The sequence below is a fragment of the Ruegeria sp. E5 genome (genome assembly GCF_056534105.1).
Genome location: NZ_JBQFPA010000001.1, coordinates 817246 through 842136 on the forward strand (window position 1 = coordinate 817246; position 24891 = coordinate 842136).

The 24891-nt window shown below is 56.5% G+C and carries 23 protein-coding genes; 12 read left to right on the forward strand and 11 right to left on the reverse strand.

Going from position 1 to position 24891, the window contains the following annotated elements; translation table 11 throughout:
* Window positions 1-20 precede the first annotated feature (20 nt).
* Genes ACR0BI_RS04160 through ACR0BI_RS04175 form a run of 4 tightly spaced genes read right to left on the reverse strand, consistent with a single transcriptional unit; the run spans window position 21 to window position 4335 of the window.
* A complete protein-coding gene (locus tag ACR0BI_RS04160; RefSeq protein WP_170637475.1) occupies window positions 21-992 on the reverse strand; it encodes a 2-hydroxyacid dehydrogenase in 972 nt (323 codons plus the stop codon).
* Window positions 992-1882 carry a succinate--CoA ligase subunit alpha gene (gene sucD / locus ACR0BI_RS04165; RefSeq protein ID WP_170613799.1) on the reverse strand — a complete coding sequence of 297 codons (891 nt, stop codon included), beginning with the start codon at window positions 1880-1882 and terminating at the stop codon, window positions 992-994. Before sucD ends, ACR0BI_RS04160 begins: the two co-directional genes overlap by 1 nt.
* Complete coding sequence (locus tag ACR0BI_RS04170) at window positions 1882-3078, reverse strand: malate--CoA ligase subunit beta (RefSeq protein ID WP_170396612.1); 1197 nt, start codon at window positions 3076-3078, stop codon at window positions 1882-1884. The genes sucD and ACR0BI_RS04170 overlap by 1 nt, the downstream gene beginning before the upstream one ends.
* A 15-nt stretch (window positions 3079-3093) precedes the next feature.
* Entirely contained in the window at window positions 3094-4335 is a 1242-nt protein-coding gene (locus ACR0BI_RS04175; protein ID WP_480561379.1) for a pyridoxal-phosphate-dependent aminotransferase family protein, read from the reverse strand.
* A 215-nt stretch (window positions 4336-4550) separates the two neighbouring features.
* On the opposite strand from ACR0BI_RS04175, the gene ACR0BI_RS04180 reads away from it, so the two are divergent.
* The gene (locus ACR0BI_RS04180) at window positions 4551-5186 is read left to right on the forward strand and encodes a LuxR C-terminal-related transcriptional regulator (protein ID WP_480561378.1); all 636 of its coding nucleotides are present in this window, start codon (window positions 4551-4553) and stop codon (window positions 5184-5186) included.
* 785 nt (window positions 5187-5971) lie between these two features.
* Here the strand turns inward: ACR0BI_RS04180 and ACR0BI_RS04185 are convergent.
* Window positions 5972-6649 (reverse strand): aspartate/glutamate racemase family protein, encoded by a 678-nt coding sequence (locus ACR0BI_RS04185; RefSeq protein ID WP_480561377.1) that lies wholly within the window; start codon window positions 6647-6649, stop codon window positions 5972-5974.
* Between the two features lie 263 nt (window positions 6650-6912).
* Here ACR0BI_RS04185 and ACR0BI_RS04190 point away from each other — a divergent pair, with 263 nt between their 5' ends.
* The 5 genes from ACR0BI_RS04190 to ACR0BI_RS04210 all read left to right on the forward strand — a co-directional run bounded on the left by ACR0BI_RS04190 (window position 6913) and on the right by ACR0BI_RS04210 (window position 10748).
* Complete coding sequence (locus ACR0BI_RS04190) at window positions 6913-7335, forward strand: DUF2852 domain-containing protein (protein ID WP_480561376.1); 423 nt, start codon at window positions 6913-6915, stop codon at window positions 7333-7335.
* A gap of 65 nt (window positions 7336-7400) precedes the next feature.
* Window positions 7401-7832: an RDD family protein gene (locus tag ACR0BI_RS04195; RefSeq protein ID WP_170402989.1), complete on the forward strand. Its 432-nt coding sequence runs from the start codon at window positions 7401-7403 to the stop codon at window positions 7830-7832.
* Window positions 7833-7906: 74 nt separating this feature from the next.
* Window positions 7907-8731: an arginyltransferase gene (locus tag ACR0BI_RS04200; RefSeq protein WP_170396602.1), complete on the forward strand. Its 825-nt coding sequence runs from the start codon at window positions 7907-7909 to the stop codon at window positions 8729-8731.
* A 6-nt stretch (window positions 8732-8737) separates the two neighbouring features.
* On the forward strand, window positions 8738-9145 hold the full coding sequence (locus ACR0BI_RS04205; RefSeq protein WP_480561375.1) for a VOC family protein: 408 nt from the start codon (window positions 8738-8740) through the stop codon (window positions 9143-9145).
* A 244-nt stretch (window positions 9146-9389) separates the two neighbouring features.
* Window positions 9390-10748: a dicarboxylate/amino acid:cation symporter gene (locus ACR0BI_RS04210; protein WP_170512093.1), complete on the forward strand. Its 1359-nt coding sequence runs from the start codon at window positions 9390-9392 to the stop codon at window positions 10746-10748.
* Between the two features lie 53 nt (window positions 10749-10801).
* On the opposite strand, the gene ACR0BI_RS04215 is transcribed toward ACR0BI_RS04210, so the two are convergent.
* From ACR0BI_RS04215 to ACR0BI_RS04225, 3 genes are all read right to left on the reverse strand, one after another.
* A complete protein-coding gene (locus tag ACR0BI_RS04215) occupies window positions 10802-13156 on the reverse strand; it encodes a TRAP transporter large permease subunit (RefSeq protein WP_170396596.1) in 2355 nt (784 codons plus the stop codon).
* 17 nt (window positions 13157-13173) lie between these two features.
* A complete protein-coding gene (locus ACR0BI_RS04220; protein WP_170396594.1) occupies window positions 13174-14100 on the reverse strand; it encodes a TRAP transporter small permease subunit in 927 nt (308 codons plus the stop codon).
* Window positions 14101-14217: 117 nt separating this feature from the next.
* Window positions 14218-15300, reverse strand: coding sequence for a TRAP transporter substrate-binding protein (locus ACR0BI_RS04225; protein WP_170396967.1), 1083 nt, complete (start codon window positions 15298-15300; stop codon window positions 14218-14220).
* A 246-nt stretch (window positions 15301-15546) separates the two neighbouring features.
* On the opposite strand from ACR0BI_RS04225, the gene ACR0BI_RS04230 reads away from it, so the two are divergent.
* Both ACR0BI_RS04230 and ACR0BI_RS04235 read left to right on the forward strand, forming a co-directional pair.
* Complete coding sequence (locus tag ACR0BI_RS04230; RefSeq protein WP_170396592.1) at window positions 15547-16980, forward strand: cache domain-containing protein; 1434 nt, start codon at window positions 15547-15549, stop codon at window positions 16978-16980.
* Window positions 16980-17627 carry a response regulator transcription factor gene (locus ACR0BI_RS04235; RefSeq protein ID WP_170396590.1) on the forward strand — a complete coding sequence of 216 codons (648 nt, stop codon included), beginning with the start codon at window positions 16980-16982 and terminating at the stop codon, window positions 17625-17627. The genes ACR0BI_RS04230 and ACR0BI_RS04235 overlap by 1 nt, the downstream gene beginning before the upstream one ends.
* 74 nt (window positions 17628-17701) lie before the next feature.
* On the opposite strand, the gene ACR0BI_RS04240 is transcribed toward ACR0BI_RS04235, so the two are convergent.
* Together ACR0BI_RS04240 and ACR0BI_RS04245 are read right to left on the reverse strand one after the other, a co-directional pair.
* Window positions 17702-18088, reverse strand: coding sequence for a bleomycin resistance protein (locus ACR0BI_RS04240; protein WP_480561374.1), 387 nt, complete (start codon window positions 18086-18088; stop codon window positions 17702-17704).
* A 43-nt stretch (window positions 18089-18131) separates the two neighbouring features.
* On the reverse strand, window positions 18132-18977 hold the full coding sequence (locus tag ACR0BI_RS04245; protein WP_170396586.1) for a HalD/BesD family halogenase: 846 nt from the start codon (window positions 18975-18977) through the stop codon (window positions 18132-18134).
* A gap of 425 nt (window positions 18978-19402) precedes the next feature.
* Between ACR0BI_RS04245 and ACR0BI_RS04250 the strand changes: the two genes are divergently transcribed.
* The 4 genes from ACR0BI_RS04250 to ACR0BI_RS04265 all read left to right on the forward strand — a co-directional run bounded on the left by ACR0BI_RS04250 (window position 19403) and on the right by ACR0BI_RS04265 (window position 24092).
* Window positions 19403-21154 carry an acetolactate synthase 3 large subunit gene (locus ACR0BI_RS04250; protein ID WP_480561373.1) on the forward strand — a complete coding sequence of 584 codons (1752 nt, stop codon included), beginning with the start codon at window positions 19403-19405 and terminating at the stop codon, window positions 21152-21154.
* 73 nt (window positions 21155-21227) lie between these two features.
* Window positions 21228-22499, forward strand: coding sequence for a glycosyltransferase family 87 protein (locus tag ACR0BI_RS04255; RefSeq protein WP_480561372.1), 1272 nt, complete (start codon window positions 21228-21230; stop codon window positions 22497-22499).
* A complete protein-coding gene (ilvN, locus tag ACR0BI_RS04260) occupies window positions 22496-23056 on the forward strand; it encodes an acetolactate synthase small subunit (protein WP_170396580.1) in 561 nt (186 codons plus the stop codon). Before ACR0BI_RS04255 ends, ilvN begins: the two co-directional genes overlap by 4 nt.
* A gap of 340 nt (window positions 23057-23396) precedes the next feature.
* Entirely contained in the window at window positions 23397-24092 is a 696-nt protein-coding gene (locus ACR0BI_RS04265) for a helix-turn-helix domain-containing protein (protein ID WP_223118269.1), read from the forward strand.
* Here the strand turns inward: ACR0BI_RS04265 and ACR0BI_RS04270 are convergent.
* On the reverse strand, window positions 24089-24886 hold the full coding sequence (locus ACR0BI_RS04270) for a DUF2189 domain-containing protein (protein WP_170396570.1): 798 nt from the start codon (window positions 24884-24886) through the stop codon (window positions 24089-24091). The two genes, ACR0BI_RS04265 and ACR0BI_RS04270, sit on opposite strands and share 4 nt — an antisense overlap.
* Between the last annotated feature and the right edge of the window lie 5 nt (window positions 24887-24891).

A 24891-nucleotide genomic window follows, 5' to 3' on the forward strand; every position in this document is an offset into this window, starting at 1 on the left:
CTCCTTTGAAGAAGGGTGCGTCAGATCACGCGGTCACGGGGTGGGCGACCAGCGAAGAAGTCGCCCAGATTGTCCAGCACGCGAAAGCCCATGGCTTCGCGCGATTCTTTTGTTGCGCTGCCCAGATGCGGCAGCATCACGAGGTTGTCGCATTGCAGCAGGTCGGGGCTGATGCGTGGCTCGCCGTCGAACACATCCAGCGCGGCCCCGCCGATCGTGTCGAACATCAGCGACTGTACCAAAGCGCGCTCGTCCACCACCTCACCGCGCGCGGTGTTGATCAGGAAGGCGTCGGGTTTCATCAAGTCCAGCCTGCGCCCGTTGATCAGGTGCCGGTTCGCGGCCCCGCCGGGGCAATGCAGCGAGACGAAATCGCACTGCGGTAACAGATCGTCCACTGTCTCGACTTGCGTGGCGTTGAATTGCTTCAGTACGTCTGGCGACACGGTGCTGCGGTTCTGTACGAGAATTTTCATGCCGAAACCGTGATGAGCGCGGCGGGCCATTTCCTGACCGATGCGGCCAAAGCCGATGATGCCCAGCGTCTTGCCGCTGACCTTGGTGCCGACCAAATGGGTCGGACGCCAGCCGGTCCAGCCGCCAGCACGCAGCTCGCGTTCACCCTCGCCCGCGCGCCGAGCGGCCATCAGCAGCAGCGTCATGGCCAAATCAGCGGTGCATTCGGACAGGACATCCGGCGTGTTCGTGACCGTCATACCCAGATCTCGGGCCGCCGGTTCACAGATGTGGCTGTAACCCACGCCGTAGTTCGCCAAAATCTTGGTTTGTGCGGTTGGTACGTCCAGCGCCTCGGCGCTCAGTGTATCTGTCACTGTCGGCAGAACCGCGTCGTATGTCTTCAACGCGTCGCGGAGTTCAGCCGGAGACATCGGATTGTCCCCGGTATTCAGCACGGCGTTGTAGTTTTCGGCCAGTTGCGCCTCGACGGCGGCAGGCCAGCGACGGGTGACAAGGACCGAAGGTTTGACCATCACGCAGCCTTTCCCATGACACGGGCGATAGTCTCGCCGATCACCGCGGGGTTTTCAGCAACCGTCACACCAGCCGCCGACAGGATTTCCACCTTCTCGCTGGCACTTTCGCCAAAGGCCGAGATGATCGCGCCAGCATGGCCCATGGTCCGGCCCTTGGGCGCGGTCAGACCCGCGACATAGGCCACAACAGGCTTGGTGACGTGGTCACGGATGTATTCTGCAGCCTCGGCTTCCTGAGGGCCGCCGATCTCGCCGATCATGGCTATGACCTCGGTGTCTTCGTCCTGTTCGAACCGCTCAAGGATATCGCGGAAGGACGAGCCGTTGATCGGATCACCGCCGATGCCGACGCTGGTCGAGACACCGATGCCGCGCTCTTTCAACTGCGCTGCGGCCTCGTAACCCAGCGTGCCCGAACGTCCGATGATGCCCACATTGCCTGGCAGGTAGATATGTCCCGGCATGATGCCCAGCAACGCCTTACCGGGGCTGATGGTACCGGCACAGTTCGGACCGGTCAGCACCATGCGCTTGTCCTTAGGATAGCGGTACATGTAGCGTTTTACGCGGATCATGTCCTGCGCGGGGATGCCGTCGGTGATGCAGACGCAATAGCGAATACCGGCATCTGCGGCCTCCATGATCGAATCCGCCGCAAACGGCGGAGGCACGAAGACAAGGCTAGCCTCGGCGCCAGTGGCCTCAACCGCCTGTTTGACGGTGTCGAATACGGGTACGCCTTCGACGGTCTCTCCGCCTTTGCCGGGAACAACGCCGCCAACGACGTTGGTGCCATATTGCACCATATCCTTGGTATGCAGGCGCGCCATGCGTCCGGTGATGCCCTGAACGATAACGCGGGTGTCGCGGTCCAGAAGAATGCTCATTACACAGCCCTCATCTTGGTGTTTTGGGACAGATCGTTGCGCCATGCACCCACAGCGCGTTCAGCGGCTTCCATAAGGGTTGTCGCGCGGATGATTGGCAGGCCCGATTTGGCCAGGATTTTCTGACCTTCCTCGACATTGGTACCCGCCAGACGCACGATGACCGGCAGGTCGATTTCCAACTCGCGCAGCGCCTGTACTACGCCCTCGGCCACCCAGTCACAGCGGTTGATGCCTGCGAAGATATTGACCAGCACCGCCTGAACGTTGTCATCGGACAGTACCAGTCGGAACGCCTTGGCCACCCGCTCGGGCGAGGCACCGCCACCGATGTCCAGAAAGTTCGCAGGTTCACCCCCAGCCAGCTTGATGGTGTCCATCGTGGCCATGGCTAAACCGGCACCGTTCACGATACAGCCGATATTGCCGTCCAGTCCGACATAAGACAGTCCGCGATCCGCCGCGCGGCTTTCGCGCGGGTCTTCCTGACTTTTGTCGCGCAATTCAGCAACCTGCGGATGGCGAAACAGGGCATTGTCGTCAAAGCTCATCTTCGCGTCCAACGCCAGCACACGGTCGTCACCAGTGATGACCAACGGGTTGATCTCGACCATAGTCGCGTCCAGCTCGCTGAACGCAGCATAGCAACCCTGCAGGGTACGGACCATGTGTTGAATTAGGCGAGGTTCCAGCCCCAGATTAAACGCTATTTCGCGGGCCTGAAACTCCTGCAGTCCAACGGCAGGTTCAACGATTGAGCGGACGATACTGTCGGGGCGCTCAGATGAGATTTCTTCGATCTCCATCCCACCTTCCGAAGAGGCCACTATCATCACCCGCTGACTGGACCGATCCAGTACAAAGCCCAGATAAATCTCGCGATCAATCGGTACGGCGGCCTCCACATAGACGCGGTAGATGCCTTTGCCCTCGGGGCCGGTCTGGTGCGTCACCAGCTTGCGGCCAAACATCTCGTCACAAGCCTCGTATATTTCGCTTTCCGAGTTGCACAGCTTTACACCACCGGCCTTTCCACGCCCGCCAGCATGGACTTGCGCCTTAATAACCCACTTGTCACCACCCAACTCACGCGCGCGATATGCCGCTTGCTCGGGGCTGTAGGCCAAAGCCCCCGAAGGGACCTCGACGCCGAAATTCGAAAGAAGTTCTTTCGCCTGATATTCATGGATATCCATCTGCATTCCCTCCCGTTATGCAGCGATAGATGTGCCGTAGCGACTTTCCAAAAGTGCTTCGATGGCTTCGAAATCAACCGAGCCGCCCATCTCGCGGATGGCCTGGGCGAACAGCCTGACGATGCGACTGACCGATTGGTGGGTTAGCTGGTTCAGGATGCCGATACGGACTTGAACCGGGGCGCTGAGCGTGGGCCAGATGCCAAAGCCACGGGCGCGGCAGTTCTGTACCAACTCCATCTCACGACCCGCCAGCTCTGCGGGCAGGTTCAGCACCACAAGGCTGGGCATGTCCGATGTGACCTGGCAACCCATCGCGGTGACGGCGTCGCGCAGGACGGCCTCATGCGTGCGATAGGAATGCGCACGTTTGGCCAACCCTTCCTGCAGAGTCAGGCGCAGCGATTCATGGAAGGCGGCGACCGCATAGCCCGAATGGGTACGGTGATAGGTGCCCTTTTCCACGTCTTGCCCGTCAACGATGCCCCAGTGGCGTGCTTCGAAAATCGGGTTGTGGACGTATGTATAGGCGCCGGAGGTCTTCAGCGCGTCGATATAGGCGTCGGTGAAGCTGACCGGCGCATAGGTCAGCGGTAGGCAGCACAGCCCTTTTTGCGGGCACGAGGCCCATCCCGCGACACCCGGATAGTCATCGATGCTGAAATCCGCGATACCCAACGACGATACGGCATCGATCAAACCCATCACATCGTGGCGTTCACAGGCGTCCGAGAAGCCACGCAGGTCGTTGACCCGACCCGACCCGGTTTCCCAATGCGCCATGAAGGCCCACTTCGGTTTGTGCGTGGCCAACACCTCTTCGACCATCTCGCCTGTGACGGGCTGGCCATGAGGAACCTCAATAACGGCGACACTCGCAGCTTGTGGGTCCAGAGGGTTGGTCGCGTGCTCTTCCGGTGTTGCAGCCTTGATCCGCAGAGTCATCGCATCGATGCCCGAGAAGGTGCCATTGGTGAAGGTCACAACCTTGTCACCCGGCATCACCGCCGAGAACATGGTGTCCAGCCCACTCCATCCGGTGCCAGCAACCGCGAAGGTATGGGTGTTGGCGGTGCCCCAGATCAGACGCAGCATGTGCTTGCATTCGATCATGCCACGCAGCACGTCGCTCTGCATGTGGTCGGCAACGCCGGCGCTGGCAAACGCCTGCAAAACACGTGCGTCGGTGTTTCCCGGTCCTGGGCCAGCGGCCAGCGTCTCGGGGATGTCGAGCGTTGGATAAATCTGAAACGTCATGTGCTCCTCCTGTGCGTCGGGTTTGTTCGATACCGCCGATCGCCTTGACCCAGAGGAAAACTGAAACTTGCGCCGGGGCACAACGTAACTTACTACAGCTTTAGCATATCTTGTTAGGTGGGTATTATCCTACCCATTTTGGTAAATATGCCAATGTATACTGAAAGCATTCCCACCAAAATGGGTAGGTTTAGATAAAATCAGACGGGAAAACAATGTCCGACACATCTCAACGCCCCATTGATGTCATGCTGGCCAACAACAACCCTTTGGTGCTGTCGGCCATGTCCGAGATCTTCGAGCGCGACCCGCGATTCTCTCTGGTGGCCACTTCAGCGACCGCCGAGGGATTTCTGGGCACAGTCATGCGGGTGCCGGTTCAGGTGGGGATCGTGTCCTGGGAACTTCCTGCTTTGGGCGCGGCAAAACTGATTGAGGTTCTGCGCGAGCAGACCAACGCGCCACGCTTTGTGGTCTATGGGGACGAGGCTGGGGACGTACCGCGTCAGGCTATGCAGGCCGGGGCCGCAGGGTTCGCGCCGCGTTCGGGCGAGGTCGAAGGCTTGCTGGAAACCTGTGTCGATGTCGCTAAGGGCAAAATGGTATTTCCCTATATCGACGTGCGCAAAATGCATCAAAACCCGTTGCAGACTTTGTCGCGCAAAGAACTCGCTATCCTTGAGGCGCTGGTGCAGGGCATGTCTAACAAGGAATTGTCAAAAGAGCTGCAGATTTCGACCAACACGGTAAAGTTCCATCTGTCGAACATTTACGACAAGCTGTCGATCAAGAACCGCGCGCAGGCGATTGCCTTCTATTACGCTTCAAAACTGGACAACGGAAACTCGTGAACTGCGAAACCTCGTGGCGTCCGTTGCTAAGGTTTAGATTGTTAAGCGGCTGGTTCAGCGAATTGATGAAACGGACAGGTTCTGGGTATGATTTGACCTTTGCGGATCATATGCGTCACTTACCTTTCGTCGAGCGTTACCCCCGCTGATTTGAGCGCGCTGATCCAGCCGATCTGAGGTTGAGCGTATGAATGACATCTGGGCCATGGACATCGCGTCGGACCGGCTGGCGTAGATCAAGGGCAAACCAGCGGGCTATGCCTACTATGAGGCGTTGTCGCCGTGCACTGAATTTCTGGACGCAGATATACGCTGATGCTCCAGCCCAGATTTTGTGCCCGTAATTCTAGGATATACACGGGACACCAAATCGCTATTAGGCCGCCCAAGGGCAGCGATTCAGTTGGGGGACCCGAACCTGATCGCAACCCTCGTTGCCTTCGTTCTGTAGTAAGCTCGGTTCGAACACGGCTTCGAACTCAGAGCCTTTCACCCTGACTTAACTGGTCGAAAAAGAGCTTTTCCATAGTCTTTGCGACCCGACCACCGTGAGCGGATACATCAACGGGCAGTAATAATCGCCTTCGGTTGTCTTTCGAGCATTCTTTCCCGAGGTTGCGCTGAATATTTCAATCATGCGCCCTGCGCATTGCCTGCCATCCGCCGCGGCAAATGATCTTGTGCATTAACTAGTTTCAACGATTGAACGCATCAATTAACAATTTTGATAAGCAACATGCCATTGCTACCACTCGACCTCTGACGCAATTAGTTAAAAAAACCGGCTAGGAATAAGAACAAAGCTTTGACGTCGTCAATCTGGATTTGACAAGGGCTTCGGCAAAAGTGACGGCACATGCAACGCCATCTACCACCGGCAGGCCGAACTCTTCGGACAGTTGTGACATCAGATCTGTCATGCCAGCGCAGCCCAGAACAATCGCTTCCGCTCGGTCTTCTTCGATTGCGGCGCGTATCTCTGCCCGTATTATATCGATGGTCTTGGGGTCGTTTTCCTCCAGCTTCAAAACCGGCACATCCGAAGCCCGAACCCTGACACATCTGCGATCTAAGCCGTATCGCAACAAGTTTGCCTCTAGCCCTGCTAGAGATCGGGACAAAGTGGTGATGACGCTAAATTTTGGACTGATCATGGACGCCGCGTGGTAGGCCGCCTCCCCAACGCCGATGACTGGCGCCGAAGTGACGCAGCGCACGGCGTCGACTCCGGTATCATCGAAACAAGCAACAACAATTGCGTCCGCATCAGCATGCGCCTTCACGACCTCCAGAAGACCGGGTACACAGGTAGAGACATCCAGATAGCCCTGAATGCTGGCGGGGCCTTCTTGCGAATTGGCGGCAATGATCGTGGTTTCGGAATGCGCAGCGGCCCGTGCAGCTTCATCGATCTTTCGCGTCATGGAGGCGGTGGTGTTGAGATTTACAACAAGCAGTTTCACAGCGTCCTCACACTTCTCCGCCCAGATAGGCGGCTTTGATCCGGGGACCAGTGAGCGAAGAAACCAGAAAACGACTTGCTGCAATTATCCATGTCGAAATTTGAATAAAACCATGGCGCGCTTCACCCCGCTGATTGACCCGCCCGGTCAGACGCTGGATTCCGAAAAATGTAAATCTTTTTCACATACCCCCTTGCAACCACCTATCCCCCCTCCCATCTTGGTAATGTGAAAAGCATTTACATCCTAACTGGAGAGAGCACATGACCGCATTGTCCGACCACGCCGTTCCCCAAAATCCGGGATGGCTGCACCGAAGCGAAGCCTGGCTTGATAGCAAGGGAAAAGGCGCCTGGATCGCCGCAATGGTCCTTGGCTTTATCTTCTTCTGGCCCATCGGCCTGGCCTTTCTTGCCTATATGATCTGGAGCAAACGCATGTTCAGCAAATCCTGCAGCCGCCGTTCGTCGTGGAACAGCCACATGAGCGCCATGAAACCTTCGGGCAACATCGCGTTTGACGCCTACAAGGCCGACACCCTGGCGCGTTTGGAGCGCGAACAGAAAGACTTTGAGGCGTTCCTGCACCGCCTGCGTGAAGCCAAGGACAAGGCCGAGTTCGACGAGTTCATGGATGAACGCGCCCGCGATAATCGTGATGACGAAAACGGCGAACAACCTGCCTAATCGTGGCTTGCCCTGTCCCGCCCATCGGGACAGGGTGTTTCTGCACAATACCCGGATTACAGTCTATGCCTCATCTGCCTGACCCCGACAGCCAACCCGAATTCTACCAATCCGTAGCGACCAAGCGCTTTTTCGCGTGGCTGTTCGACATCGCCTTTATCTCATTGCTCTGTACAGTTGCGATTCTGCTGACCTTTGGCATGGGCTTCTTCATATTGGCGCTGATCTACGCAGTCATCAGCTTTGTCTATCGCGTTGTTACCATCGCCAACGGCTCGGCCACGCTGGGGATGCGCTTCATGGGGATAGAATTGCGTGACGCCTTTGGCGCCCGAATGGATACGGGGAAAGCCATTGCACATACGGCAGGTTACTTTGTCAGCATGGCGATCCCGGTACTACAGATCATTTCGGTCATCATGATGATGACCAGCGCCCGCTGTCAGGGCCTGACCGATGCCTTCCTCGGCACCGTGATGATCAACCAGCGCGCCTAAAAACACCTGAGTGAAACACTTGGCTGCGCCAAAAACCGTTGCTATCATCGGTTCCGAGGAAATGCGGGACCTTCATGCGACACACGCTGCCAATTGCGCCACAATTCTATGTGACGGCACCCCAGCCCTGCCCTTACCTTGAGGGCAGGATGGAGCGCAAACTGTTCACCGCCCTACAGGGGGAAGGTGCGGATCAATTGAACAATTGCCTTTCGCAACAAGGATTTCGCCGCTCGCAGAACGTTCTGTATCGCCCGTCCTGCACCGACTGCGCCGCCTGTCTGTCTGCCCGTATCGATGTGTCAGCCTTTCAGCCAAGCAAAAGCCAAAAACGGGCCCACAAGCGCAATTCCTACTTGATCCGACGTGCAACATCGCCCTGGGCAACGGATGAACAGTTCGACCTGTTCCGTCGGTATCTGGACGCGCGCCATGCGGATGGCGGCATGGCCGATATGGATGTCTTCGAATTCGCCGCGATGATCGAGGAAACCCCGATCCGCAGCCGAGTCGTAGAATATGCCGATCCCGAAACCGGCGAGCTGATCGCCGTCAGTTTGACCGATGTACTGGATGACGGGCTGAGCATGGTTTACTCATTCTACGATCCAGAGTTCCAGCAAAGCTCGCTGGGCACTTACATGATTCTCGACCATATCGAGATCGCGCGCGAGGCTGGGTTGCCCTATATTTATCTGGGCTATTGGGTGCCCGGCAGCCCCAAGATGGGATACAAGGCCAAATTCGCGGGCTTGCAGGTCTATATGCAGGGTGAATGGCAGCGAATTAAAAATCCCGAGCAGTGTGACCATACGGCCCACCACCCCCTTTCGTCGGCCCCGATTGCCGAGCAGGTGGCCAACATCCAACTGCCTGACCGCCACCCCACCAAAGGTTAATCTATCATGCGTCAGAGCCTTCATGCGGTGACGCTGGTCGTCCCGGATTATGACGCAGCGATCGCGTTCTACACCAAAGTGCTGTGCTTTACTCTGACGCAGGATATTGATCTGGGCGATGGTAAACGCTGGTTGCGGATCACGCCTCCGGGCTCGGATGGTGCTTCGTTGTTGCTGGCCCAGGCTGTGGGCGCGGAACAGATCGCATCGGTTGGCAATCAAACCGGTGGGCGCGTTGGCTTTTTCCTCGAAACAGATGATTTCTACCGCGATCACGCGGCGATGCTGGAAGCAGGCGTAGGATTTGAAGAGCGCCCGCGCCATGAACCCTATGGAATTGTCGCAGTCTGGCGGGATCCTTTCGGAAATCGTTGGGATTTGATCGAATTTTCAGCACCTGTATCGACAAAATAAATACATTTTTTTCATCACGTTAAACTACCTTCCGCCATGCTGCGCCCAATTGTTAAACAATCTTAATCGACCTTCCCCAGCCCGTGCGATTGAAAGTTGACGCAAGGTCACCAAATTAGCCGCACTTCTAAACGTCCAGCCCAAACCTGAAACCCGCAGCTCAATCAGACGCTGACCGGGCTGGCTTTATTGTCGCTACGGCAGGCCTCCCACCCTGTCGCAGAGGTTCTGAAGGAGGGGGAAAATGACATATGCCGCACGCCGACTGGTTTCGGCCACGCTGACGACCCAGATTCTGGTCGCGCTCGCCTTGGGCTCGATCTTTGGTCTGGTCTTGAACTATCTCGATATCGCTGCGCTCAACGCAACACTTGTGCAGGGTGTGCTGTCCATGTTTGGGCAAATGTTCCTTAATGCACTTCAGATGCTTGTTGTGCCGCTGGTTGTGTTCTCACTGCTGTGCGGCGTTGTCGGCATTGGCGATGTCAAATTGCTGGGCCGTGTCGGAGGGCTGACCTTCGTTACCTATCTGGCCACCACCGCCTTGGCCGTGACAACTGCCTTGATTTTTGCGGGCCTCATTGGGCCGGGCACCGGATTCACGAGCCTGCATCTGGCCGGTGATAGCGTAAGCGTCGCCAACCCGCAGACCACTTGGGAAATACTGGCAAACATCATTCCCAAGAACCCGATCAACGCGTTGGCCAATGGTGAGATGCTGCAGATCATCTTCTACGTGATGGTCGTTGGTATTGCAGTGCTAATGATGGGCAGCCGCGCCAAGGCCTTTGTGGAAGGCTGCGAGTTCATGAATGAACTGGCGATGAAGATCGTCAATATCGTCATGGCCTTCGCCCCCATCGGCGTCTTCAGCCTGATTGCCAAAACCTTTGCGATGGAGGGCTTTGGCCTATTCGGACCGGTGATCGGCTATCTGACCACGATCAGCCTGACGCTGGTATTCCATCTGTGTGTCACGTTGATGGCGCTGCTGTATTTTACGACCGGGCTGAGCCCTCGGGTATTCCTGCGCAAGATGCGCTCGGCGCAGGTGTTTGCGTTCTCGACCTCAAGCTCGAACGCAACAATTCCGGCCAGCTTACAATGCGTGACGCAGCGCGTCGGCGTTGACCGTTCCGTGGCCTCGTTCGGTATTCCCCTAGGGGCGACGATCAACATGGACGGCACCGCAATCATGCATGGTGTGGCGACGGTATTTCTGGCCAACGCCTATGGCATCGATCTGGGGTTGAGCGGTTATCTGACTGTGATTTCGATCTCGGTTCTGGCCTCAATCGGCACGGCAGGTGTGCCCGGTGTGGGGATAGTGATGCTGGCGATGGTTCTGAACCAGTTGGGTATGCCGCTGGAAGGCATCGGCATCATTCTGGCCGTCGACCGGATCCTCGATATGATGCGGACGGTTGTGAATGTCACTGGCGATGCGGTGGTGACCACCATTGTCGGGCAAAAGGTCGGCAAGCTGGACAAGGCCACGTTCGACAATCCCAATGCCGGACTTGTCGAGACCACAGACCTTGCAATCGATCATGCCACTGAAGCGGAGTTTGAAAGGCTGACACACCCACAGCCGAATTCCTGAAAAACAAACGGAGGCCCTAATGGGCCTCCGTATTCGTCAGTCTAAGCGACAGATCAGTTCGGGATCAGGTCAGGAACGATGGTTACAATCGACGGGAAGAACCACAGGATTGCGATGCCCACAACCTGAATGATCACGAACGGTATGATGCCGCGATAGATGTGGCCAGTGGTGACCTCTTTCGGCGCAACACCCCTGAGATAGAACAGCGCAAATCCGAACGGAGGCGTCAGGAACGAGGTCTGCAGGTTCACCGCCACCATGATGGTCACCCATTTCGGATCAAACGATCCGCCATAGATCACGGGGCCCACGATCGGGATCACAATGTAGATGATCTCAAGGAAATCCAGCACAAAGCCAAGAATGAACAGCACCAGCATCACTATCAGGAAGACCGTGAATTCATTATCAAAGCTGCGCAGGAACTGCTGGATATAGTGCTCTCCACCAAAGGAAATCACCACCAGGTTCAGCAGTTGCGATCCGATCAGGATGGTGAAGACCATCGACGTCACCTTCGCTGTCTCACGCACCACCGGTGTCAGAACCCCGCTTGAGAACAGCACCCAGCAGCCGTAGATCAAGCCGAACAGCGCATAGAGGTAGGCCGAATAGGCGATGATGAACGCGATCCAGCTTTCAACCGAAACATTGCCCTGATTGATGCGCAGATCGAAGTTCACCCCCATCACCAGTGCGATGATCACTGCGAAGGTTGACCAGATGATCACTTTGCCCGACCGGTTCTGATCCTGAAGTTTCCGATAGGCCGCTAGCATGATCGCTCCACCCGCCCCCAGTGCCGCAGCCGGCGTAGGGTTGGTGACACCGCCAAGAATCGAACCCAACACCGCGATGATCAGCACCAGCGGTGGGAAGACCACACGGATCAGATCATTGGTCGCGCAACGGGCGGCAGCTTCTTTGCACCCATGCATTGCGAGCGCAAAAGGTATGGCGAGTATCAGGAACGTAGCCCCGGACGAAGTCGTTGGCGCTATCAGCAACACGTCGACCAACAGCATCAGCAACAGGCCAATCGCTCCGACGATCAGAGGCTGCGGCGCTTGCGACGGTGCGATTCCGCGACCCAGCACCAGTGTCAGACCCAGCAGTACCACAATCACGGCGACACCGTTGCCAATTGGCGCTGCAGCGGCGATCTTGGCCTCTTGCGCAGCAGCCAGTTCCTCTTCGCTCAGACGCTGCGCTTCGGACGAACCACCTGCTTCGTCAATCGCTTCCTGCTCGGCCACGGCCTGATCCCAGGCTGATTGCCCATGCAGTTCGATCATCGAAGCCTTACACTCTTCGGACACGTTCGTGCGCAGCGAGGCGCCCTGCCCGATATCCGTAAATGCCGAGACCGAGATGTTCTGGCTGCCAATCACTCCCGCGCTTCCCAAAAGCACCGCGCCAACAATCAGAGCAACCGGAGCGCCCAGCAGCCAGGTCAGCCCTTCCGAGCGCGTGATGGTTTCACCCGAGCCTCCCGACAATTCAACTGCCGGGGCCTTTTCCGGGTTCAACAGCGCATAGCCAAAGGCATAAAGCGCGTAGAGCAGCGCCAACATGATCCCAGGCAGCAACGCCGCCTGGAACAATGTACCCACCGAAACAACTGCAGGCTCGCCCAGATAGGTCAGCGCGTCGGTGCACCCGGCCTCAACCGCGCGCGTTTCCTGCGCGGTCGAATAGAGGTCGCCAGCCAGTGTACCTAGCAGAACGATCACGATGGAGGGTGGAATGATCTGCCCCAACGTACCCGAGGCCGCGATCACACCTGTCGCCAATTCCGGCGAATAGTTGTTCCGCAGCATGGTCGGCAGGGCCAACAGTCCCATGGTAACAACGGTCGCGCCGACGATTCCGGTCGAGGCAGCAAGGAACGCGCCCACGACCACAATCGAGACCGCAAGGCCACCGGGCAGCGGGCCAAAGACGCGCGCCATCGTGGTCAGCAGGTCGTTTGCAATTTTTGAACGCTCCAGCGTGATGCCCATCAGAACGAACATCAGCACCGCCAGCAGCGTCTCGATCGACTGCCCGGCCAGAACACGTTCGTTCATGCGGTTCACGATGAAGGAAACATTCCGGTCCAGCGCGGTTTCCCAGCCTTGTACAAAGACCGGCTCGGCGATCCTTGGCAAATCCGGGTATCGGAACACGGATATCACATCAGGTTTGACGCCAGAATTCACCACGTCGCGGTAGGCTTGCGAGCCGGTGTCGATCGCCTGGTGGATCAACAGTCCGGCACTATCCAATGCAGCGATAATCCCGAACGAAATCACCCCGGCCCCACCGATGGCAAAGGCCACGGGGAAACCCGAAAGAATGCCTCCGAAGAGGCAGAAAAATACGATAATGAGGCCTATCTCGACGCCATCAAGTCCGAATAGCATTGTCTGGTTCTCCGTCCCTAATGCGCGCCTTCGTAGGCTTCTTCACCCTCGCCAAGGCTGTCCTTGTCGAGGTATTTTCCTTCACTTTCCGGCCCTTCCACGTATTCCAGATACGAGCGATACAGGAACGCAATCGCGTGCAGGAATACCATGGCGGCAAAGGCCACCAGCAGGATTTTGAACAGGAAGTAGGCGTTGAACCCGTTGGGACTAAACCCGATGGTTTCCACGTTCCAACGCAGCGCTCGGGACTTGGCCACAAGCCTATCCAGCGTGTCACTGGCCGAGGGTTTCGGCACGATCAGGTGCCGCCACATGAAGTACCATCCATACATCCAGGTCAGAACGGCCATGGGCATCATGAACAGAACCGCCCCGCACATATCAACGACGCGTTTGGCCTTGTGACTGATGCCCGCATAAATCAAGTCAACGCGCACATGGCCGCCCTGCACGAATGTGTAGGTGCAGCAAAGGCACACAACCATGGCGTTGTAGAGTTTAAGTTCTTCGGCGAACCAACTGATATCCATTTGAAAAGGGATACCCAGCCCAAAGGACATATCCGGCCGTGTGAACACCCGCTGCATGAATACGATAACGATCTGCTGAATTACCATCAGCAATCCCGCCCACGCAAAGAAGCGTCCAGTGGTATTGGCGAAGCCCTCGAGCCCGCGCACCATTCCCCACATGAAGTTCCGATAGTAAAGACCAATGGCCGTCAGCACCAGAAACAGCGCGAAGATCACGAAGAAGAACTCGACCGACCCGCCATAATAAACAAAGCGCATGATTGCTTCTTTGTTCGACCAGTCCAGCCAGAGCTGCGGATGCGTGATGGCGTATCCGAAATTATAGAAGGCTTCGGCAATGTTCTGAATGAACCAGACCAGTCCATTCCACAGGGCGCCGAAGAACGAGATACCGTTTTCGTCCTGCATGTTGTCCCCAGGTCGCATCGGTTGCACGTTTGGTTATGACGGCATGTCCGGGCCGCTTATGTGCAACAGGAAAGGCTCCCCCGATGACGGGGGAACCGATTGCATTGAGCGGATTGCTTAGCCGCGTACGCGGTCACGCTGCGAGGTGTAGACACCCGACGACAGGTTGTTCCATGCCGACGATGCTGCCATCGACTCCATAGCGCTGTCGTGAATGCGCTTGAACAACTCATCACCCATGTTTTCGTCCAGAACTTCTTGGCTGGCTGCGCCAAACGCGTCCCAAACGCTGTCCGGGAATTCCATGACCTTGACACCACCGGCCTGCAGACGCTGCAGCGCTGCACCGTTGTTGGCCAGGAATTGTGCCAGGTTCCACTGGTGGCACTCGGCAGCTGCGATCTCGATGATCTTCTGCTGCGCGGCGGACAGGCTGTCATAAACCTCGCGGTTGGTGGCCAGCGACAGACCCGCACCCGGCTCATGGAAGCCCGCGGTGTAGTAGGTTTTGGTGATTTCCTGGAAACCCGCTTTTTCGTCAGCCCAGGGACCGATCCACTCGGTTCCGTCAATAGCACCGGACGACAGCGCCTGATACACTTCCGAACCCGGAATGTTCTGAACGGATGCGCCCAGTTTGCCCAGCGCCTTGCCACCCAGACCCGGCATGCGGAATTTCAGGCCGTTAAAGTCTTCGGGGCTGTTGATCTCTTTCGAGTACCAGCCACCTGCCTGCGCGCCAGTGTTACCGGCCAGGAAGGATTTCAGGCCGAAGATTTCGCCCAGTTCATCATGCAGCTCCATGCCGCCGGCATGGTAGTACCAGTTCACCAGTTCCTGTGCGGTCATGCCGAACGGAACAGCGGTGAAGAATGCATAGCCCGGGTGCTGACCCACAAAGTAGTAGTCTGCCGCGTGGTACATATCGGCCTGACCGGACGATACCGCGTCAAACACCTCAAAGGCACCAACCAGTTCACCGGCGGCTTTGATTTCAACGTTCAGGTCGCCATCCGACATTGTGGTAATGCTGTCGGCGCAACGCTGCGCGCTGTCGAACACACCTGCGAGGCCACGGCCCCACGAGGTGACCATAGTCAGCGTGCGCTTGCCTTGCGCATAGGCGGGCGCTGCCAGCGTGGTGGCTGCAGCGGCCGAGCCGCCCAGTGCTGATGTTTTCAGAAACTTACGACGATCCATATGAGTGATCCTCCCCTTCATATTCATTCCCCGGGTGATGCCGGGTCGATCGTTTCTAGTGCGCGTTAGCCTAGTTCCACACACATGAATGTGAATACCTACTACTACGTAGCCAGTCGGGTTTTTCCACATTCAAAAGCACAAATCCGGTTGATTTTACCCGCTCGCGCCCAAATCACTGTGGCCGAGCACTGTGTTCTTCCAAATTTTTTGCAATTTGCCGGCAGCTTGCGTATCGATTCGAACATGGGAGGAATCCGGAACCTAATCTCGCTAACCTATGCGCAAAAACTGTCGCTGGTTGCCGCAATCCCGCTGATCGCAGCGGTTGCGGCCATTGCAATGGTGGTCGCTTATGAATCGCGCGCGACCGCCGAGAGTGAGATACAGGCCCTCGAGCGCCGCCTGATCGAAGCCAAAAAAGAAGAGCTGCGTAATTACGTGACCCAGGCGCGGAACGGGTTTGCCTATATTTACGGTCGCGCCTCCCCGGATGACGAAATCGCAAAAAACCTCGTGACCCAGATTCTGTCGGCGATGATTTACGGCAAGGACGGGTTCTTCTTTGTCTATGACTATGACGGCAACAACCTCGTCAGCCCGCGCCAGACTGAATTCATCAATCGCAACTGGGCCGATCTGACCGACAGCGATGGCACCCCGATTGTGGATGAGTTCATCACGCTCGCCCGACAGGGCGCGGGCTGGCACAGCTTTATGTGGCAAAAACCATCGACCGGTGAAGAGGCTCAGATGATCGCCTATGTTGTTGGCCTGCAGGACTGGCGCTGGGTGGTGGGCACGGGTGTGTTCATCGATGACATCGTCGCCACCGTCGCCAATGCCCGTGCTGAGGTTGAGGCGCGCGTGCAGCGCACCTTCCTTTATATCGGAGGCATTGTTCTGGCCGCTGTTCTGATCGTCTTTGCCTCGGGCATGTTGCTGAACTTCCGCGAACGCCGGCTGGCTGATGCCAAGCTTAAGGAACTGACACAGCGGGTATTGGACGCTCAGGAAGAAGAGCGCGGGCGCGTCGCCCGCGAATTGCATGACGGCATCAGCCAGATTCTTGTTGGCGTACGCTATGCACTGGACAACGCCCGACGACGTCTGATCCGCGGGGATGACGAGTCGGCGCAGGAACCATTGCAAACAGGTATCGACAATCTGGCAACCGCCATCACCGAGGTTCGCCGCATCAGCCGCGACCTGCGTCCGGGTGTTCTGGATGATCTGGGGCTTGGGCCAGCGCTCAAGGCTTTGACCGACGATTTCAGTGAACGCACGGGTATTGAAACCGATTTCTCAACCGTGGTGTTCCGAAACCGATTGGATCAAGACAGCAAGATCGCCCTCTACCGTATTGCGCAGGAAGCCCTGACCAATATCGAGCGCCACTCGGGAGCAACCCGTGTTACCATTGACCTGCGGGGTCATAAGAAAGGCGCCACGATGCGGATTACAGACAATGGTCGCGGGTTGCGGAACGAACCAGGCCATGTCAGCACCGGGATCGGGCTACGCAACATGCAGGAACGGATCGAACAGCTTGACGGCACTTTACGCATCCTCTCATCGCGCGGCGGGCGCAGCGGCACCGTGATTGAGGTCAGCTTGCCGCTCAGTCATATGCTGCCACCACAGGAAGACCCAACGCCAAAACGAAAGGCCGGTATCTGATGTCCGACTCAATCATCCGGGTCCTTATTGTCGACGATCACCCCATGGTCGCCGAAGGCATTCAGTCTCTGCTGGAAAGCTATGATGAGATCGAAGTTGTCGGCACACTTTCCAACGGACAAGAAGCTGTCGATCGAGCAACCCACCTGCAGCCGGACGTGATCCTGATGGATCTCAACATGCCCGGCCTGAGCGGGTTGAACGCCACCGAGATCATTTTGGAGCGCCTGCCCAAAACCCGCGTTCTGATCCTGTCGATGCATGACAGTCCCGAATACATCTCAACCGCGCTCAGCCACGGCGCCAAAGGCTATATCCTCAAGGACGTTCCCACCGAAGAGATCAAGCAAGCCATCGATGCCGTGATGCGGGGCGAGCGGTATCTTTGTACCGGGGCCAGCGGCTCGCTGGAGCCCAAGGACGGCAACACGCGCGAGGCGCTGACCGGCCGGGAACAGACAATCCTGCTGGAATTGGCGCAAGGTAAATCCAACAAAGAGGTGGCACTGGCGCTGGACATTTCGGTGCGCACGGTTGAGACGCATCGCAAGAACATCAAGCGCAAACTTGGCATCTCCTCGACCGCCGGCTTGACCCGCTATGCCCTGGAGCATGGCGTCCTGCAGGGCACCAGCCCCGGGCTATGACCGCAGCGCGAAACGCGCTGCCCGGTCCAACCGAAGGAGATGTGCCAACGGCACATTGAAGTCGGGCGGGAGCACTACCCGCTGCCGCGTTCACTGATATCTTCACCAAAGAACACCAAAGTCCCGTCTTCATCGAGGACATGAAATTCGCGCTGCTGATAGGGCTGATCGAATGGCGGGCACACCCGCCCTTCAGGCAGTTCCTCCAACCCGGGGCGCAGGCTTTCGAACAGGCTGTCGATTCCTTTGACGTCAACATAGAACGACTGCTCATCCCCCAATGCGCGCCCATCCTGACGCGGTGGACATTCCAATAATCGGATCGCCACAGGATCACGGCGCAAAAAGGCATAATTGTCCTGCCTGAATGTGCAGGAAAACCCAAGCTGCTGAGTGTAGAACTCAATCTGCGCGTCCAAAGAAGAACAAAGGACAAATGGTGTAAGTTGTAATATCTGCATCAAAACAGCCCTCTTCCAACCTCGGGCCCGAGACTAGCACAAATCAGTCAAGCAGTTGATCACCCCGCAACCCTTCACGCTCATAATGATGCGGCAGCACACGGCCATAGAGTTGACGGGTCCGCTCCACCCCACCACACATGCCTTCGGTTTCGACAAACGAAAAGATACCAACATAGCGTTTCCGTTGTCCTTCAACCGGCGCTACCCGGTGCAAGGCATAGCGCCCCTTGAATATCTGCAGGTCGCCCGGTTGCAGTTCCAGTTGGTGTACGCCCCTCCTGCTGCCATCCAAAATCGCAGCGACGCCTTTGAAATTCTCGTCTTCACTGGTCCGCAGATTGGGTGCGTATTCGAATGCACCGCCCTCCTCGCCATTCTGGATTGCCAGCGTCACGGTGTAATTATTGGTGTCAAAATGCCACGGAAAGCCGCCTCCCTTCTCGACCACATTGATGATCACATCCGCCAACGGGTCATCATATCGGAAGAACCGATCCTCCGGCTCGTTCAAAGCCATGCGGATGAAAGGCATGAAACCTTCATACTGATAAATACGCCGCAGCGGGCTTGTGACAGGGAAGTTGTCAGCCGGAACAAAGGCGTTTGATCGGTCATAAAAACGTCGGATTGGATGACCGATCCCGTAACTGGGATCATCCTGCGTAAAATAGGCATTCGTGCGATTGAACGAGCGATGCGCTTTGGGAGCGACGTGATCGGCTTCAGCGATCAGTTTCCCTAGGCCATCTTCATGCACAAAGCCGGGGAGGACCGCACATCCATCAACTTCCAGATCCCGCCTCAGGTCCGCGATCAGCTGCCTGTACCCGTATGAATCAGGCCGATCGATCGGATAGCGCCCCAGATCCACAAGATCGTGCAGCATGTCTGACCTCCCGATTTAGCGCTGTTTTCACCAGCCTGCCTCAGCATCGGGCGCTGCTCTGGTCTGTTTCAGACATGGGCCTGACGCAATCAGACCACTGTTGATCACCCGATCGCCCACCAATGTACGGCGAATTTTCGCGGATATTTCTCGACCTGCGTCATTTTGCGCAACAAAATAACAAATCCCACAAGCCCAGACTTACAATATTTTTGTATTTGCCTGTTGACGCCCCTTCCCCTCAACCATAATGTCCCTGCACGCAAAGAAGGAGCCTCTGGCGATGAAAGCGCTAGTCGTAATCGTAGGAAACACGCGCATGGGCCTGTAACGGTAAACCATAATCGAACCCATGCGCCTCCGAAAATCTCGGGGGCTTTTTTTTGGCAACACGCAAGACACATGTCGCGAACGGAGCAAAGCAGATGACACGTGAGATGACCGGCGCAAAGATGGTGGTTCAGGCCCTCAAGGATCAGGGCGTGGACACGGTATTCGGATACCCCGGTGGCGCCGTCCTACCGATCTATGACGAGATCTTTCTGCAAAATGACATCCGTCACATTCTGGTACGGCATGAGCAAGGTGCGGTACACGCTGCCGAAGGCTATGCCCGCTCGACCGGCAAGCCGGGCGTTGCTTTGGTCACATCCGGTCCTGGCGCGACCAATGCCGTGACCGGCTTGACCGATGCGTTGTTGGATTCAATTCCGATCGTTGTTCTGACCGGTCAGGTTCCGACCTTCATGATTGGCTCTGACGCCTTTCAGGAAGCAGACACTGTGGGCATCACGCGCCCCTGCACCAAGCACAACTGGTTGGTGAAGGATACGGACTCGCTGGCGGCAACTATGCACGAAGCCTTCCATGTGGCCACTTCCGGTCGCCCCGGCCCCGTGCTCGTTGACATTCCGAAAGACGTTCAGTTCGCCTCGGGTGAATACACGACGCCAAAACCGTCGACCTCTCACTATCAGCCGGTATTGAAGGGCGATCTGGAAGAAATCACGGAGCTTGTTGCAGCAATCGAGACCGCAAAGAAGCCAGTCTTCTATACCGGTGGTGGCGTTATCAATTCTGGTCCAGCTGCCAGCCAGCTGCTGCGCGAACTGGTGGATGCAACCGGCTTTCCGATCACTTCGACTCTGATGGGGCTTGGGGCCTATCCGGCCTCGGGCGAAAACTGGATCGGTATGCTTGGGATGCATGGGCTCTACGAGGCCAACATGGCGATGCATGATTGCGATCTGATGATTAACATCGGCGCGCGATTTGATGACCGTATCACCGGCCGGATCGATGCGTTCTCGCCGAACTCAATCAAAGCCCATGTAGATATCGACCCTTCGTCGATCAACAAAGTTATCCGTGTCGACATCCCAATAGTTGGCGATGTTGCCCACGTGCTTGAGGATATTCTGAAAGTCTGGAAAGCACGCGGTCGCAAAACAGACGCTGCCAATATCAAGCAGTGGCAAGACCAGATTAACGAATGGCGCAACGTCAACTGCCTTGCCTTCACAAACAGCGAGAAGACCATCAAGCCGCAATACGCGCTGCAACGGCTTGAAGAGCTGACGAAGAAATATGACCGCTATGTCACGACCGAGGTTGGACAGCACCAGATGTGGGCGGCGCAATACCTGGGATTTGAAGACCCCAACCGCTGGATGACTTCGGGCGGGCTGGGCACTATGGGCTATGGTTTCCCCGCCTCGATCGGTGTGCAAATGGCACATCCCGATGCGCTGGTCATCAACGTGGCTGGTGAGGCCTCGTGGCTGATGAACATGCAGGAAATGGGCACGGCCGCGCAATACCGCCTGCCCGTGAAACAGTTCATTCTGAATAACGAGCGGCTTGGAATGGTACGACAATGGCAAGAACTGCTGCACGGCGAACGCTATTCGCATTCGTGGTCCGAGGCCCTGCCTGATTTCGTCAAGCTCGCTGAAGCCTTTGGTGCCAAGGGTATCCTGTGTTCCGACCCGACCGATCTGGACGACGCGATCATGGAGATGATCAATTACGACGGTCCGGTCATCTTCGACTGCGTGGTCGAAAAGCACGAGAATTGCTTCCCGATGATCCCATCGGGCAAGGCCCACAATGAGATGCTGCTGGGCGAAGCCGAAACGCAAGGTGTTATTCAAGCTGGTGGAGCTGTGCTCGTTTGAGCACCGCTTTGCCACATCTAGGTCAAATGCCGGAGCTAAGGTCGCCGCACGTGACATGAAAAAGGGTTAGATCATGCGTGATCTCCGCAGTCAGTTCTCAGCCAGAGCTTCGAGCCCGGAAGAGAATTTGTCGATATTCACCGGCCGTCGCGGTTGGCAAGTGGGGCTCATGGTTCCACTCTTCGTTCTAGCGTTGATATTGTTCTGGGTCGGCACAGGCTGGTATGCCGTTGTTGATCAAGGAAAAATGGCGTTATCCGTTGATTTCAAGGTGTTCTGGGCTGCAGGTCACCTCGCGCATTTAGGCGAACCGCTTGCGGCATTTGATATCGACAGATTGTCGGAAATACACGAAGCGTCCAAGGAAGACGATTGGATGCCTTGGTCTTATCCTCCCTCATTCCTTGTCGCACTCCAACCACTCGGGGCATTGTCGTTTTCTCCGGCTTGGGCGATTTTCACAGCGATTTCAATTGTCGCGATGTTTCTTGCTGTGCGGCCATTTTCCTGCGGAATCGTACCGGTTTGGTTTGCTTTTGCACTCTCCCCCGCCATGTTGCCAAACTTGTATATGGGGCAGACCACAACCCTTTGGGCAGCAGGCCTTCTGGCCGCACTAGCGGCGCTAAAGAACGACCGCTTCGTACTAGCAGGGTTCTTTATTGGATTGCTGACGCTTAAACCCCAACTCGGCCTGCTCATACCGCTTGCGCTTTTGGCAAGCGGTGCGTGGAAGACGATCATATCAGCAACGGTCACGACGGTGGTCTTGTCCGTTCTGGCCACTCTGGTCGTTGGCGTCGATTATTGGACCGAAATGCGCAACATGATGGGCGTTCACTTTGAAGAGATACGAAGCTCAATCCACCTGAATACGGTCATGCTTAGCCCTTATTCCTTGCTGGCCAGCATCGGTGTGCCAGAAACGCTCGCGCTTGCGATGCAATGGACTTTGACAGTGTTGTCTGGAATTGCAGTCTTCGTTGCATGGCGCAGCCCAAGGGTAGGTTTTGACTTGCGGGTAGCGGTGCTCTTTCTGGGTATTTCCATGTCTACACCGTACTTCTGGTTCTATGAATCTGGGCTGCTTGCAATCGTTGCATTGTTCCTGCTTCGAGCTGGCGTCCTGACAACTTCTCCATGGCGTCTGGTACTGGCCGCCGCAATGTGGATCGGTATCGGACCAGCAACACATATGGTGCTTTTCAAGATGACCGAGATATTGTCTTTGCGCCTCGTGTTTGCCCCGATCCTAATACTGGCTTGCGTAGTTTGCCTCCAAGCGCTGATCTCTGCGCTACGAAAGCCCGAAGAAACTTATGTCCAAGATGAGGTCTATCAATGACTCCGCTAAACATCGTCAAAGGCTCCACCCGCCATTCTGCATATAACCTACGCCCAACATTCTCGGACGTGCAGGAACAACACACGATCGCGGTGCTGGTTGAAAACGAACCGGGGGTTCTGGCCCGCGTAATTGGTCTGTTCTCGGGTCGTGGCTATAATATTGAAAGTCTAACGGTTGCCGAGGTTGACCATACCGGGCATCTCAGCCGAATTACCATCGTCACCACCGGCACCCCGCAAGTGATTGAGCAGATCAAGGCGCAGCTTGGACGCATCGTGTCGGTCCGTGACGTGCATGATCTGACCGTCGAAGGTGCTTCGGTCGAGCGCGAGCTGGCGATCATAAAGGTTGTCGGTGAAGGCGACAAACGGGTCGAAGCCCTGCGACTGGCCGACATTTTCCGGGCCAATGTCGTCGATAGTACGCTGAATTCGTTCATCTTCGAGATCACCGGTGCACCGGACAAGATCGATGCCTTTGCCGATCTGATGCGCCCTCTTGGCTTGATTGAAATCGCCCGTACCGGAGTTGCAGCCCTGTTGCGCGGTGACTAAGCTCCATTTCCGCCCTGGGACTGAATTCAATTTTGGGGCGGCGGCCTGCTTGGCCATGGTGCCCTGCTAACGTCAAAAAGGCTTAATGCGTTCATCATATATGAGCAACAGCATGAAAAAGATCATGCAAATAGGCTAAAAGCCAATTGATTTTGCTTATCATCAGACTAGCCTGTGACGCGTAGCGAGGCGCTTTGCAGCACCCGTTGGGGTCAACTTTACGATTTCTGAGTACTGCGCGGTCGCTGTGCCGCCGTAAACCTGTTTTTGCTGAAGATACAAACGGAAATCTGGGACAGAAGTGACCGACATCAATCGCAGCCCCGCAGAATTGCGCAGCATGTTCGGAGCCAACCTCAGGCAGCTCGCAAACAGTTATCGGTCGGTTTCAGAGCTTTGCCGCCAATTGGGCATCAATCGAACGCAGTTTAATCGCTATCTGTCAGGTGAAAGTTTTCCCAGGCCGGATGTGCTGGACCGGATGTGTCGATTCTTCGATATCGACGCGCGTATCCTGCTGAAACCTTTGGATGAAATAGAACCGGTCGCCGCTCATCCCGCATCAGAAATCATCGATCGATTTCTCGTCACCGGGTCAGAAAAAACCATGGCGACCGGATTTTATCACGCCGCTGAGGCCCCGCCAAACCGACGCGAACCAACACTGCACCGGCTGCTGTTTATCCGCCGCATTAGGCATTGCACCTTGCTGCGCAGCTATGAGCCCTTGTCCCATATGCCGAAATGCTCCGCGCCCATGCGTGAGGTTCAGGGCATCGTTTCTCACATCGGCGGACAAGTCTGCGCATTGATGTCCCGGCCCGGCGCACAGGATTGCAGAATGATGGTTCTGAACCTTCCGCCTGAATGGGCACCTCAGGAATGGTCGGGTTATGTGTATCGGTTGGCCGGTGGCAGTGGATCCGATGTAAGACGGCTTACGCTGCATCACCTTGGGCATGATTTGTCCGCAGCACTGCAATCGGCCCGAAAGGCGCACAATTCATCAGGGCCTGACTTAAACGGACAGATTTAAGAGGGTGTCGGCTGAGCAGCCCCGGACGGATCGTTGTCCAAGATCAAGCGATAAAGATGCCAGCTGGCATGCCCCAGCAAAGGCAGGACGATAAACAGGCCCAGGAACCAAGGGATCATCGCCAAAAAAGTGATGATCGCGATGAAGGCCCCCCACGCCAGCATCACACCCATGTTCGCTTTGACATAGGCAAAGCTGGTGATCATCGCGGTCACAAAATCCAGCTCACGATCCAGCAGCATAGGAATCGACAGCACGGTGATCATGTACAGAATGATTGCAAATACGGCCCCGACCAGTGTGCCCAGTACCAACATGCTCAGCCCATTCGGGGTCAGGAACACCTCAAATGATGTTGAAATATTGGTCATCGTCGACAGCCCCATGAACAGGGCAAAGATCATGTGGCCCAGAAAGAACCAGAACAGAAAGATCACCACGATAATGGCGCAGATCGACGGCAGTTGCCTTCGGCTTTGCTGTATGACCACGCCGAAGATCGCACCGGGATTCAACGGCTCACCCTGTTCCAGCCGGTGCGAGACCTCATATAATCCCACGGCAGCAAACGGCCCGATCAGGGGAAAGCCGATCGCGGCCAAAACCAGCCAGAACGACGTTCCCGTCTGCAGCGTGACCCACGCCATCAGCCACCCGGCCAGCACGTAGAAGCCTGCGAACAGAAGTCCGAAAAGCGGCGCGCGGCGATAATCCTGCCAAGCTCGGCGTAACGCTTCTTTCAGCATCGCGGTATCAACGGGTTTCAGCGTCGGCACACCAAAGGGTTTGTCCATTCTTG